Origin of the sequence: Vibrio litoralis DSM 17657 (genome assembly GCF_000426765.1) — a bacterium.
Classification (GTDB): Bacteria; Pseudomonadota; Gammaproteobacteria; order Enterobacterales; family Vibrionaceae; genus Vibrio; species Vibrio litoralis.
On the sequence record NZ_AUFZ01000023.1, the window covers coordinates 124917 to 138747 of the forward strand.

A 13831-nucleotide genomic window follows, 5' to 3' on the forward strand; every position below is an offset into this window, starting at 1 on the left:
GTGATGTTTGCAAATAAAAAATACGCTATGACAGCCTTATGGATGACGGCTTTTTTGTCAGGGTGCTCAACTTACTCATGGACAGAAACCACGCAACCTCAGCCAGAAGATGTCGCCGCCATGCTGTCAACGGCAGCGCCAGTATCACAAGATAATCTGACGACTAGTACTGACTTTGATTTACCCGGTAGTGTGCGTCCATGCTGCGCGTTTGGTAATCGCCAGCATGTTGAAGTGGGTAAAATGAAAGTGCCCTTTTTCCAACTACCCAATACTGCTGATATTGATGATATAGGCCCGCATATTTATAGCTCTAGCCAGTTTTCTATGCGAGATAATGACACCACAGGTTCGCTGCAAGGTGAGCACAATGGCGTGTTATATACCTTGCAAGGCGGCTTTATCGATCTCGCCCATGTCAGAGATACCGCAGATAACACCACAGGGCTTTTTTATAAAATTTACCCTAAGCTCGGCCAAGCGTTCACGATTAAGCTCGACCCTGAACTAGGTGAACGAGAAATTCACTTTCAAGCATTTGATACCTCCCATTTTACCGCTGCACAAAAAAGGCGTTTAAGTATTGAGCTTGCTGCTTACTACGGTTTTAAAATGGCGCAGGGGCATGAGATTTCTCAGTGGCACGGTTATAAAAGCTTCCCACTATTTCCTGAGCTAGTGTCTGCTTATTCGTTAGAAGATTTGTATTCCAATATGTTAGGAACCAAATTAGCCTCAAAACTGCTGGTAGAAGAGTTGTCGCTATCGGTGGATGACTATAATCGCAATATGTCGATTTGGCTGTATCAAACATTACAATACTTGCAGCCTTTAAATAAGCAATTGAGTGCCCAAGCTTTTGATGCGGTGGATGGGACATGGTGGGATTCAGAAACCCCGATCCCTGAAAAGTATATGATCTTAAAGCGTAACTATAACCTCACTATGCAACAAACTCCTGCGCTCCTGAGTGAAGCGAATGTGGTGACGCGTCCAGATTCAGAATTGGTCGATCATATTCATGATGATATCGAGCCTTTAACTCTATCGTTAAGCTCGCAGGATTTTGGCATTGTATTTGACGATATTTCGAAGATGACAATGAAAATAGACGATAAATATCGAGACTCTTTTACCAGTCATATTCCCGAAAGTTTGTACCCTGACTATGTACTCGATACAAAGGTATATAACGACATCGCCAAACATGACCAAGAGTTTGATCGCAAAGAATATCAAGCACTATTAAAGCAAAAAAATAAGCAGTAGATTGGGGATATACTGCTTAAATAGGTGAAAGACGGCGTTTTAATTACCAGTAGTTCTCAAAGCTAAACTGGCCCGCTTCACGGCGTAGGTGTTTTTTATACCCCATTTGCTGCAAACAATCCCTAGTGTCATGCACCATGTTTGGGTTGCCACATAAATAGAAGAAACTTCTTTCTACGCTTGGCTCTACATGCGCAGCTTTGGCAAGTGAGCCATCTTGCAACCTTTGTGGAATTCGCCCTGATAAGGCACCTGACACTTCTTCCCGAGAGACAATCGGCACATAACGCAACTTGCCTTGATAGGTTTTCATCAGCTCCATGATCTTCTCTTTGTAAACCAATTCTTCCTTGGTACGCACCGCGTGCACTAAAATTAAATGCTCAAAACGCTGGCATTGTTCGACTTCTTCTAATATTGATAAGTATGGCCCGATGCCTGTCCCGGTTGATAGCATCCATAAGTCTTTCGGCCCTTCAGGTACTTCATCAATTGTCATAAAGCCAGCAGGAAGGGTGCCGACTAATATTTCATCACCAACCTGTTTATGCTCAAGTAATGGAGTAAGTTTGCCATCTGGAATTTCGATGACTAAAAACTCCATTTCAATGTTATCGCCATTAAAGCTAGGTTTGTTGACCATTGAATAAGCGCGTCTTACCCACTCACCTTGTTCATTGAGTACGGCAAGCTTGCTGAATTGCCCCGCGGTGAAAGCCGGATTCGGAAAGGCATTGATAGGGGCTTGCACACGAAGAGAGAATAAATGCTCCGCCCAATCTATCCGTTTAATAATAGTACTAGTAACAAATCCGAGTGGTACTTCTTTCATCTGCATCTCCCTGTTTATTCTTGGATATTAAGATAAAAATCAACAATTCCAGCATACACTTTCAGTATAGATTGGCAAACCTGTGGTGGCTTTATCTTGCGCTAAGTTTCAGTGCATCTTCAGTAAATCTTCAGATTGACCCTTTAAAGTCGTGGTTAATGAAGTGAATTGAAGTAGGTACAGTATGAGCGTTAAAATATGGTTACGGAATTTTGATCGATATCGTCGACGTAAGATGGCAACACTGGAGCCATTATTATATCGATTGTTTATGAATAACAGCCAAAATCAATCTCATCTCCTACAAAAGAAGGATGTGAGTTCAATATTGATAATTAGAAACAATAAGAGAATAGGAAACATTCTATTTCTAATCCCTTTCGTTAAGCAGGTAAGAGCGTCTTATCCGAATGCAAAAATCACTTTGCTATTATCTCAATCATGGCAGAAGTCTATTTTTGAAAATATCGGTATAGATGAAATTCTCGTTTCTAACTTCTCATTTTCGAAAGTAGTATCATGTTTAAAGTTAATAAGATCTTTAAAACGAAAAAGCATTGATTTGATGTTGGTTCCTTACTCTTCTGCTGAGGATAGTTTTATCGCTTCAGTGTTACCAGCTAAAAACAAAATTTCATCTCATAGTGAAAATAGAAATGAATGTTTTACCCATACATTTAAGAATGATTTTGAACTTTCACATATGGCGTTTAATAAACTATTTCTTATTAAGAAGCTAACGCATGAAGAGTTAAGCAAAGTTTGTCATAAATTAGCTTTTAGTGAAAGTGAAGAGTTGTTAGGCATGAAAGACAGATCTCTAGTCTATGATGGAAATAAAAAGTTAGTTGCTTTTTTTCGAGGCGCTAGAGGAAAGAAACAATTATCCAATCAACAATGGAAAGACATATTAATTAAATTCGAAGAAGACTCCATAGAACCTATTCAATGGGTGGAAATTTTGAGCAGTGATATCAGTCAGCCACTGTCCAATCAATCATTAATATATCAAAACAATAATTTGCGCTTGCTTGCCAGTTTTTTGAAAAATGTAGATACCTTTATTTCTTGTGATACAGGGCCTTTGCATTTGGCAGACGCTGCGGGTGTTAATTGTATTGGTTTGTTTACTCACACAAATTCAGAGATCTATGGTGTCATTAATGGGCATTCTTTAAATCTTCATGATTGGTATCACACTGATATTACTGAGCATTTTTCGGTGATGGCTTAATAGTAGTGCTGCCATTCAGGTTTTTATTCATATTTTTGGTTTAAACAAGGTTTTTCAATGACGTCTTTCATATTTCGATTATTTACTTTTGATAATGCGTTTCGTCCTAAGGTGAAAACAAGCACTTTTATTCTTGTCGTCTCTTTCTATTTTGGATTTATTCTAAACTACCCAATCGTCTCAAAGGTTTTTGAGCTTGGTAAAAATGTGCCAGATATTTGGTTTCCTTATACTGGACCTTTTGTGCTTTTCTTTGCTTTTATTATTGTGTTTTCAATTGTAACTCTGCCATTCATTATTAAGCCTTGGTATGGATTTCTGTTCTTAAGCTCCGCTCTTGCTTTATATTCCGTACAAGAGTTTCATGTTCTATTTGATACATCCATGATTGAAAATATTATGGAAACCAACGCATCAGAAGCCTTGTTTTATTTGAATGTGCGTTCGGTGTTTTATTTTGTGATTTTTGGACTGATTCCTACCTTGCTACTAATGTGGGTTAAGGTTGAATTTCGTTCATCGGTTTTTCGTGAACTGGTGAGCCGAGTGATATTAATATTGGTTTCAATTGTTTTTATTACCATTATTGCGATTACTACGTATAAAGATTATGCCTCTGTTGGCAGAAATAACCGTTATCTTAATAAGATGATAATTCCTGCGCATGTGTATGATACGTATAAGTACATTAAGCGTAATTACTTAACTAAGCCCTTGCCATATACGTCATTAGGCGATGATGCCAAATTACTGCCGGCAAAAAATGGCAAACCAACATTAGTGGTGATGGTGCTAGGGGAAACCGCTCGAGGAATGAACTTTTCGGATAATGGTTATTCTCGTGACACGCAGCCATACACTAAAGACCTTGGTTTGATTTCATTTAAAGATGTGTCGTCATGTGGCACTTATACCGCGCTATCCGTGCCTTGCATGTTTTCGAATATGAATCGCACTGGTTACAATAAAGCGAAAGCTAATGCACAAGATAATGCTGTCGATATTATTGCAAAGGCAGGGGTGGAAACATTATGGGTTGATAATGATGGTGGAGACAAAGGCGTTGCCCACAATACTCAGTTGATTGATATTGACCCAACGAAGAATGATGCTTTATGTGACGGTAACACTTGTGTCGATGAGGTAATGCTAAAGCCTGCCCAGCAATTTATCGAAAAAGATAATAAAGATAAGTTGATCGTTTTACATGCGATTGGTAGCCATGGCCCCACTTATTTTCAGCGCTTTCCGGCAAAATTTGCGAAGTTTGCCCCATGGTGCAATAGAAAAGATATTGAGCAGTGTGCTGACCAAGAAATTACCAATGTTTATGATAATACTCTGGTATATACTGACTTCTTCTTAGCGCAGGTGATCAAGCAACTACAGGGTCATTCACAAGACTATAATGTCGCGATGATGTATGTGTCCGATCATGGCGAATCATTAGGTGAAAATGGCTTGTATTTGCATGGTACGCCGTATGCTATTGCACCAAAAGAGCAGAAAACCGTTCCTTGGTTGTTATGGCTTCCGAAGCAATATGCAAAACAAAAACTGATTGATAAGGCTTGTGTAAAAGAGGAAGCTCAGAAATCTCGCTACACACATGATAACTTTTTTCATAGTTTGATTGGGTTATATGGAGTGGACACCGAAGCTAAACAAGCAAGCTTAGATTTATTTTCTAACTGTCACGTATAAAATTGAATAGAGTTACCAATAAAGATGAATGAAAAAGTTGTCGTAAAACGAACCGGTATTATGCGCATCATTTTTACCTTAAAGCACAGTTTTAATGGTTTGAAGTGGATGATAAAAAATGAAGCGGCATTTCAGCAAGAGTTAATATTATTTATCCCATTAACCGTTTTGGCTTGCTACCTTGATATTAGCGCTGTGCAATCGGTGTGCTTAATTTTATCTATGATGTTTGTGCTATTTGCGGAAATGGTGAATACCGCCATTGAAGCAGTTGTTGATAGGGTGGGTTTGGAGTATCACACTTTATCTGGTGTGGCGAAAAATGTTGGCTCAGCCGTCGTTACCTTAAGCATGATTATGTCTGCGATGGTGTGGGGCGTGATTGTTTACCCGTTATTTTGATGGCATGAATTCAGACAAGATCTAATTTGAGCAGAGAGTAGCAAAAGATGAAAGTATTGATCATTGAAGACTCTGAAGCATTGCGCCGAGGATTGAGCGTTGGATTAAATAATCTTGGTTTTACCGTTGATGAAACAGGTGATGGTTCTGTGGGTTTAACCATGGCCTTGAATCAGCAGTATGATTTGATTGTTTTAGATCTAATGCTCCCGAATGTGGATGGCATGAGTATTTTGCGATCTTTACGCCAGCAAGGGATTCAAACCAAGGTCCTTATCTTATCTGCCAAGACACTACCTCAGGATAAAATTGATGGTCTAATGCAGGGAGCCGATGACTACTTAACCAAGCCATTTTCCTTTGAAGAATTACATGCCAGAATTTTAGCTTTGTTACGTAGAGGCCAACTGCTTCAACAAGGAAACCATCATCAGGTCGGTGGTTTTTGTCTCGATCTTGAAACGAAACGATTTAGCTATCAAGATCAGGAGATCGAACTGACTCGTAATGAGTTTAAAATTATGGAATGTTTATTTTCTGCCAAAGGGCGAATAGTCAACGTTGAGATGATCAGTGAATCTGTGGTGGGGAGTTTTGATTATTTATCGAAAAATACCATTGAATCCCACTTGTCTTCAGTGCGGAAAAAGGTCAGAGCGCTAGGTGGTGTATTGCCCGTTAAAAATAAACGCGGCTTTGGCTATTTTGTCGAAGAGACTCCTAATGTATAAGCAATCGCAAACATCCTCAATTAAGCGTAATTTAGTCAATTCGATTTCCTTGGTATTTGGCATCATCATTTTTGCTGTTTATCTCTCCATTGACTTAAGTTTAGATAGTTGGGTAGATAAGCAATTTGATAAATCCCTCGTCAATAAAGCGAATTATATGAAATCTCTCGTTAAGGTTTCGGGTGATCGCTTAACTTTTGATGATGACCTCCTCTCTGAATTTCAAGAAGACGAAGATGCTCACTTTTATCAGTTGTGGTCTAATAGTAGCAGTTTCAAACGCTCCCAATCATTAGCTCAGTATCCAAAGATAAACCTTATCAAGTTAACTCTTCCGCTAAATACTAATCAATTACTCGATGTCACCTTGCCAAATGGGGAAGAGGGAAGAGCATTTCTTTCCTATTTTTTACCTGAATCCGAGCAACTGTCATCTAACCATGAGCATCCTGCTTACTTAGCCTTATATCAATCCAATCGTTCTTCAGAGAGTATGTTGGTATTGATTGATATTTTGTTGGTCGTGACGTTTTTTATGTCTATTGCAGTGATGCGTTATATTGCGATACGTATCGTTGATAAAGGATTGAAACCACTTCAAACCATGAACGCTCAAATTAAGCAAATTGGAATTGATCAAAGTTCGGTGACAGAGCTCCCTGAGCCTGACTTGCAGTTTGATGAAATCGAACCTATTCGCAAAGAATTGAATGCTTTTATTAAGGCAAACCAAGTTTTTTTGCAAAACGAAAAGCGTTTAACCGGTGATATTGCTCATGAACTGAAAACGCCAATCGCAGAAATTATGAGTTTGAGTGAGATTTACATTCGTTACCCTGAAGATGAGAGAATAGGGGAAACCTATAAACAAGATATGTTTAAAATCGCCCAAAGAATGAAGAAAATTGTTGATAACTTATTGTTATTACAAAAGACATCATCAGAGACTATTCAGATTGAATTAGAAGCGATCGATTTATATCAGCTGGTTAGTGAAGTGATGGAAGAGCTGACCTTTAAGTTTTCAGATGTTGATAACCGCATTCAAATATTAATTGATAAGCCATTGATATTTGGTGATTCATTTTCATTACATACGATATTGCAGAATTTAATTGATAACGCATTATTTTATAGTCCAAAAGGTTCCCAAGTCACGGTATCGTTAGTGCCAGAACAAGCTGGGGTAGTGTTAGAAGTTCGAAACCAAGTACACACGGTATTGGCTGAACAAGATATCGCACACTTATTGGAGCCTATGTATCAAGCTGATCAATCTAGAACGTCTAATGATCGTTATGGTCTAGGGTTGTCGATTGTTAATAACCTATGTCGGTTAAATGGCTATCAACTTGACGTTGTATATCAAGGTGGCGAAATTTGTTTTAGGGTTCAAGGACTAGAAGATACTAGTGCGGAAACAAGGAAATATTGACATCATTAATCTTCTGTTTTTTATTGATTGATTATGCGGATAATAGCAGTGTATTCGGTTTTGCCGTGTACCCTTCAACCCCCTTTGATACCGACGATTATTTAGGTATATAACCTAGCTCATTATTTAAAAAATGAGCTAGGTTTTTTTATGGCTGTCGTTAAGCTATTAGTTAGTCGGACGAATAAATGGCATGTGGCGGTTTACGTCTTTATATAGCAAGTAGCGGAACGGGCCAGGGCCGCCGGCATAACAAGATTGAGGGCAGAAAGCGCGCAGCCACATGAAATCGCCAGCCTCTACTTCAACCCATTGTTGATTCAAGTGATAAACCGCTTTACCTTCTAGAACATAAAGCCCGTGTTCCATAACATGGGTTTCATCAAATGGGATCACGCCACCCGGTTGAAAGGTCACGATATTCACGTGCATATCGTGGCGCATATCAGTTGAATCCACAAAACGTGTTGTCGCCCACGCATCATCGGTTTCAGGCATCGGAATCGGCTCGATATCATTTTCATTGGTAACGAATGCTTCAGGAACGTCTAACCCTTCTACGTATTGGTAAGCTTTACGCACCCAATGAAAACGCACAGGCTCATTTCCTTTGTTGTGTACCGTCCAATTGCATTTTGGTGGTAGGTAAGCATAACCGCCTTCGGTCATATGATGCTTTTCGCCTTCAATGGTCAGTTCCATTTCACCGGCAACCACAAACAATACGCCTTGGGCTGCAGGGTCGAGTTCAGGTTTATTAGAGCCACCACCGGCTTCAATTTCGACAATATATTGAGAAAAAGTTTCTGAAAATCCGCTAAGTGGGCGAGCGATCACCCACATACGCATGCCTTCCCAAAATGGCAAAAAGCTAGTCACGATATCGCTATATACGCCTTTTGGAATAATGGCATAAGCATCGGTAAGTACCGCACGATCAGACAATAATTGGGTCTGAGGTGGTAGGCCTCCCTGTGGAGAGTAATAGGTGTGTTTATTAGTCATTCTTGTGATCCTTCATACAAGAGAGTGAATATATACTCATTGTACTTGAAGCTGCAGCTTTGTTGCCGGTGTTCATTCACTTGTCGCTTCACTGCAACTCCAATTACTTGAGTCTAGATTTATTATTTATTATGCGCTTCACATTTGTAATTTAAAAATTAAATAATTTAATTACTATTAGTGGATAAACCACTAGTTTAAGTGGTAAATGAATTCGGCGAATCAATAAGTGAGATGAAATATGAATACAACATTAGATCCTGTGCTATTACGTAGCTTAGTTGCGGTTGTGGATACCGGAAGTTTTACTCGCGCCGCCGACAGTACTCACTTAACTCAATCAACAATTAGCCAGCAGATCCGCAAGCTCGAAGCGCAACTCGATTGTGAACTGCTAGTACGTAAAAAGCGCTACGCTACGCCAACAATAGAAGGTGAGCGTATTGTTACTCATGCTCGTCGAATTCTCACTATGATGGAAGAAGCGATTGCAGAAACTGTGAGTACCGCAGAGCAAAGACCGATTAAACTTGGCGTACCGGAAGATTTTGCCACTCACGAATTAGTCCCGACATTATCGTTATTTTCTCAAGCCTTTCCCGAGGTGCGTTTGGAAGTGAAAAGCGGCATGTGTAGCGAAATTTGGACGCAGTTTCAAAACAATGAATTGGATTTAGCACTCGTCAAACACCGCCCCGGTCAAGCCGAAGGGATCGCTAAATGGCAAGAACCGTTAAGTTGGATCGACGGGAAAGGGGTTAATAATTTACAAAAGGCAACTGTGCCGCTGGTGGGCTTACCGAGCACTGGGCTATATCGCAGTGAAATGGCGCATACTTTTGATTCACTAGGTCAGCGTTGGAGGATGTCTTACATCACCAGTAGTCTATCTGGGGTAGGTTGCGCAGTAGAAGCCGGCCTTGGCGTTTCGTTACTACCTACACGGCTAGTGACACCGCTACATCAATTATTAAATGCAAAGGATGGTTTGCCAGATGTGCCACCGCTGGAGTTAATCTTGCATGCACAGCAGCAATTGAGTCAGCAAAGTAAGTTATTAGTCGATAAGTTAATAGAGGCTTGTGATGGGATTTATGCCAGCACAAGCATCTAATTAATCACAGCTAACCAAAATATTTCTGAATATCATATATGGTGCGTCAGTTCATAGAATTCACGATAATATTGCACCATCTTTTTTATTGTTAATTATATAAGTATCAGTGTATTAGGCGTATTTTGTGTGGTTTCTTTAAAATAACATGAAAGTTTTTCTAAAGATCAACGGTTTAATGTAAATGACAACTTTGTTATAAATGAGTTAAGAAAGACTGGTTTTGTCTTTTCGATAGGCTGCGGGATGCAGCGATAAATATAATAATGATACGGATGTTTTATGAAAAAATTACTCCAAGCGGCTATACTTTCAGCCACTTTGTTTACGGCTACTTCAACGTTAGCTGATACGACTCTGCAAAATATTGCTAAATCAGGCGAGCTTCGTGTTTGTTTTGATGCTGGCTATATGCCTTTTGAAATGAAAGCTAAAAATGGTGAATTTATTGGCTTTGATGTTGATTTAGGCAAAATGCTTGCTAAAGCGATCGACGTTAAATTCACACCGGTGAACACTTCTTGGGATGGTATTATCCCCGCTCTTCTAACCAATAAATGTGATGTCATCATGGGTGGCATGACCATCACCGCTAAGCGTAATATGCAGGTTAACTTTACCCAACCTTATGTAGTGATTGGTCAAAGTATCCTTTTAAATGCTAAGCATGCCGGTAAAATTACTAGCTACCGTGACCTGAATGACGAAAAATATACCATTGCGACTAAGTTAGGTACCACTGGTATTATTGCGACTGACCGTTTCTTGCCAAATGCGAAACAAAACAAGTTTGAAACCACTGCAGATGCTGCGCTAGAAGTGTCTAATGGTAAAGCGGATGCCTTTGTTTATGACTTACCATTTAATGCCATCTATACCGCGCAGCATAAAGGCGAAGTGGTTCACTTAGATAAGCCATTTACTTTTGAGCCTCTAGGGTTTGCAGTTCGTCAAGGTGATCCTGATTTTCTTAACTTCTTGAATAACTACTTAAATCAAATTAAAGGCGATGGTACTTATGATCGCATTTATGACAAATGGTTTAAGTCTGCTTCTTGGTTAGATAAAGTTCAGTAAGAAACTGTATAACAGCCAGAAATAGTGAATGCTATATTCTGGCTGTTTTGTATCTATCTTTTACGTTGTTATTCAAAGGATTACTATGCAGTCTAAACCCAATACGGTTTTTTGGAATCTTGTCTTTGTTGGCATTATTGCCGCACTCTTCACTCTCGTCTATTTCTCGACGTCTAGAATTAATTACAACTGGAATTGGGAACGTGTAGTTCCTTATATCATTGATACTCAACCAGAGATCATCAATGCTCCACTTGATGGTGATATCGTTAAAAATTCTGAAGGAACATTAATTCTACAATCGGTTTCCGGCGATGAATTGATGGATTTATCGCAATTTAAAAACCTGAAAGTTGCAGCTGGCGATTTAGTGTTTGAAGGCGATACTTTGGCCGAAAAGAGCCAATGGAAACTAGGCACTTTAAGCAAAGGTGTGATTGTTACCATACAGCTGTCTGTGATCTCGTTAGTATTTGCGATTGTAATAGGGATGTTTCTTGCCTTAATGAGGCTTTCTAGCAATATCGCATTACGTAAACTTGCCGTTAGTTATATTGAATTGATCCGTGGTACGCCATTATTAGTTCAAATCTTTATTGTGTATTTCTTTATCGGAACGGTACTCGATCTTGATCGTTTCACTTCCGGTGTAGTGGCGCTCTCGATGTTTACAGCTTCTTATGTGGCTGAAATTATTCGTGCTGGTATTCAAGGCATTCACAAAGGTCAAATGGAAGCATCGCGTTCATTGGGTATGACTTATCCTCAATCGATGTCTTATGTCATTTTGCCTCAAGCCTTTAAACAAGTACTGCCGCCGTTAGCAGGGCAGTTTATTAATCTGATTAAAGATTCTTCTCTAGTATCAGTGATCGCGATTACCGATTTGACTAAAGCAGGTCGAGAAGTAGTCAGTGGAACCTTTGCTCCGTTTGAAGTATGGATCACTGTCGCTTTATTATATTTGCTGCTAACGGGTAGTTTATCTTGGGGTATTCAAGCATTAGAAAAGAGGTTATCCGTCAGTGATTAATTCTAAGCAAAGCCATTCGTCTCAGTCATCTTCGCCATCAACGGCACAGGGCGAGCCAATGATCGTGGCTGAAAAAATCAACAAAGTGTACCCAAATGGATGTCATGCATTAAAAAATGTCTCAGCGACGGTAAAGCGTGGCGAAGTGGTAGTGATTGTTGGGCCTTCTGGTTCAGGGAAATCGACATTTTTACGTGCAATAAATCAGCTTGAAACCATTAGTGATGGTTCGATCGTGATTGATGGCGTTGATATGTACGCTCGCTCAACCAATATTAATACCCTACGTGAAAATGTCGGTATGGTATTTCAGAGTTTTAACTTGTTTCCACATAAGACAGCGCTTGAAAACGTCATGTTAGCGCCGATGGTGGTATCAAAGCGCAAACGTAAAGACGTTGAGATTGATGCTAAAGAGTTAATGGCGAAAGTTGGTCTTTCGGATCGAATGACCAACTACCCAAATCATCTTTCTGGCGGTCAGCAACAGCGTGTGGCTATTGCTCGTGCGTTAGCAATGAACCCTCATATTATGCTATTTGATGAGCCAACTTCTGCGCTTGACCCTGAAATGGTAGGGGAGGTATTAGAGGTAATGAAAAGCCTAGCCAATGAAGGAATGACGATGGTTGTTGTAACTCACGAAATGGGTTTTGCGCGCGAAGTCGCTGACCGAGTGCTGTTTATGCAAGATGGTGAACTATTGGTTGATGCCAGCCCTGATGACTTTTTTGATAATCCAGAGCATCCAAGACTGCAGCAGTTTTTGTCGATGCTGCTTTAATTACCAATGTTACTTTAAATGCTAAGGTTATCGATTAAATAACACCATTGATAATAAGTAGACCCCGAATCGCTTAGAACTCAGCATTTGGGGTTCTTTTATTTCTAGACTACCAAGCAGTTCCGTAATGTTTTCTGCTTGGTATAGAATGATATTTGGGCATTTAGGTAGAGTTTTTCTGGTCATAGATAAACCTAAAAATTATCAGCCAGTAATGTAGGTATTTTACCTATATCTTATTGCGTTGTTTTATTGGTAGCCTGCACAATTTAATATAATGTGAACCTGTAGTATTTGACTAACTTTCAGACACGAGCAAGACCGTCTTAATTTAATGCGTTTTTTTTTACGAGCAGAGTCGTGTATCCGCTTGATTTATTTTTCTATAGATATTGAATCGTAACATTCACACTGATATTTCTGTGTGATTAACGATCGATTTGAGTGTATTTTGTTCGCTTTGTTTAGTGGTTGACCAATTGGAATTATTATTTTAATTTTTTTCAAAAATAAGGTTGCTAATATTTTTAATGAGCCTAGAATGCGCATCTCTTCAACGGGAAGCCAACACGGTAACCGAGTTATCTTAAGTAGATAAGATGAAGAAAACGCTCTTTAACAATTTAAACCTATCAATCTGTGTGGGCACTCGTTGATGATAATCAATATAGCTCGTCTCTTTTAACGAAGAGGGGAAGCAACAATGATTTCAATGAGCTGAGTGACCAAATTGCTATTGTGAAAAACAGCCTTGAGCTCGTTTGATTTCACTTTTTAAAGTGAAAGTAATAATAGCGGCACAGTCAATTCATTACCATTCTGTTGGAATGGTAATAGCTTTAAAGTTACTTCTTCTTTTTAAGAAGAATAGTTTTGAAGTCAGTATTCGTTGAGTCACACCTATTTATTTAGGTAATCAAAACTTTAAATTGAAGAGTTTGATCATGGCTCAGATTGAACGCTGGCGGCAGGCCTAACACATGCAAGTCGAGCGGAAACGAGAAGGTGCTTGCACCTTCGGCGTCGAGCGGCGGACGGGTGAGTAATGCATAGGAAGTTGCCCAGTAGAGGGGGATACCAGTTGGAAACGACTGTTAATACCGCATAATCTCTTTGGAGCAAAGCGGGGGACCTTCGGGCCTCGCGCTACTGGATACGCCTATGTGGGATTAGCTAGTTGGTGAGGTAATGGCTCACCAAGGCGACGATCT

Annotated in this window: 13 protein-coding genes and 1 rRNA gene; 11 read left to right on the plus strand and 3 right to left on the minus strand. The window is 39.6% G+C overall.

Annotated elements, in window-relative coordinates; genetic code table 11:
• Positions 1–3 precede the first annotated feature (3 nt).
• Positions 4–1269, plus strand: a complete 1266-nt coding sequence (locus K358_RS0110225) for a DUF4056 domain-containing protein (RefSeq protein WP_027696730.1) — start codon at positions 4–6, stop codon at positions 1267–1269.
• A 43-nt stretch (positions 1270–1312) separates the two neighbouring features.
• Here the strand turns inward: K358_RS0110225 and K358_RS0110230 are convergent, their stop codons facing one another.
• A complete protein-coding gene (locus K358_RS0110230; protein WP_027696731.1) occupies positions 1313–2101 on the minus strand; it encodes a ferredoxin--NADP reductase in 789 nt (262 codons plus the stop codon).
• Positions 2102–2372: 271 nt separating this feature from the next.
• Here K358_RS0110230 and K358_RS0110235 point away from each other — a divergent pair, with 271 nt between their 5' ends.
• From K358_RS0110235 to K358_RS0110255, 5 genes are read left to right on the plus strand one after another with little or no spacing between them, the layout of a single operon-like run.
• Positions 2373–3335, plus strand: a complete 963-nt coding sequence (locus K358_RS0110235; protein ID WP_244875250.1) for a glycosyltransferase family 9 protein — start codon at positions 2373–2375, stop codon at positions 3333–3335.
• A 57-nt stretch (positions 3336–3392) separates the two neighbouring features.
• Positions 3393–5039 (plus strand): phosphoethanolamine transferase, encoded by a 1647-nt coding sequence (locus K358_RS0110240; RefSeq protein ID WP_083962804.1) that lies wholly within the window; start codon positions 3393–3395, stop codon positions 5037–5039.
• A 24-nt stretch (positions 5040–5063) separates the two neighbouring features.
• Positions 5064–5441, plus strand: a complete 378-nt coding sequence (locus tag K358_RS0110245; protein WP_027696734.1) for a diacylglycerol kinase — start codon at positions 5064–5066, stop codon at positions 5439–5441.
• A gap of 47 nt (positions 5442–5488) precedes the next feature.
• The gene (locus K358_RS0110250; protein ID WP_027696735.1) at positions 5489–6172 is read left to right on the plus strand and encodes a response regulator transcription factor; all 684 of its coding nucleotides are present in this window, start codon (positions 5489–5491) and stop codon (positions 6170–6172) included.
• Positions 6165–7607 (plus strand): sensor histidine kinase, encoded by a 1443-nt coding sequence (locus K358_RS0110255; protein WP_027696736.1) that lies wholly within the window; start codon positions 6165–6167, stop codon positions 7605–7607. Before K358_RS0110250 ends, K358_RS0110255 begins: the two co-directional genes overlap by 8 nt.
• A gap of 168 nt (positions 7608–7775) precedes the next feature.
• Here the strand turns inward: K358_RS0110255 and K358_RS0110260 are convergent, their stop codons facing one another.
• Positions 7776–8612: a bifunctional allantoicase/(S)-ureidoglycine aminohydrolase gene (locus K358_RS0110260; RefSeq protein WP_027696737.1), complete on the minus strand. Its 837-nt coding sequence runs from the start codon at positions 8610–8612 to the stop codon at positions 7776–7778.
• 241 nt (positions 8613–8853) lie between these two features.
• Here K358_RS0110260 and K358_RS0110265 point away from each other — a divergent pair, with 241 nt between their 5' ends.
• The 4 genes from K358_RS0110265 to K358_RS0110280 all read left to right on the plus strand — a co-directional run bounded on the left by K358_RS0110265 (position 8854) and on the right by K358_RS0110280 (position 12620).
• Entirely contained in the window at positions 8854–9726 is an 873-nt protein-coding gene (locus K358_RS0110265) for a LysR family transcriptional regulator (protein WP_027696738.1), read from the plus strand.
• A gap of 282 nt (positions 9727–10008) precedes the next feature.
• Positions 10009–10803: a transporter substrate-binding domain-containing protein gene (locus K358_RS0110270; RefSeq protein WP_027696739.1), complete on the plus strand. Its 795-nt coding sequence runs from the start codon at positions 10009–10011 to the stop codon at positions 10801–10803.
• 85 nt (positions 10804–10888) lie between these two features.
• Positions 10889–11836, plus strand: a complete 948-nt coding sequence (locus tag K358_RS0110275; protein WP_027696740.1) for an amino acid ABC transporter permease — start codon at positions 10889–10891, stop codon at positions 11834–11836.
• A gap of 58 nt (positions 11837–11894) precedes the next feature.
• Entirely contained in the window at positions 11895–12620 is a 726-nt protein-coding gene (locus K358_RS0110280; protein ID WP_027696741.1) for an amino acid ABC transporter ATP-binding protein, read from the plus strand.
• Between the two features lie 27 nt (positions 12621–12647).
• On the opposite strand, the gene K358_RS19255 is transcribed toward K358_RS0110280, so the two are convergent.
• Complete coding sequence (locus K358_RS19255; RefSeq protein WP_156888718.1) at positions 12648–12806, minus strand: hypothetical protein; 159 nt, start codon at positions 12804–12806, stop codon at positions 12648–12650.
• 740 nt (positions 12807–13546) lie between these two features.
• Here K358_RS19255 and K358_RS0110285 point away from each other — a divergent pair.
• A 16S ribosomal RNA gene (locus K358_RS0110285) occupies positions 13547–13831 on the plus strand; the annotation flags it as partial.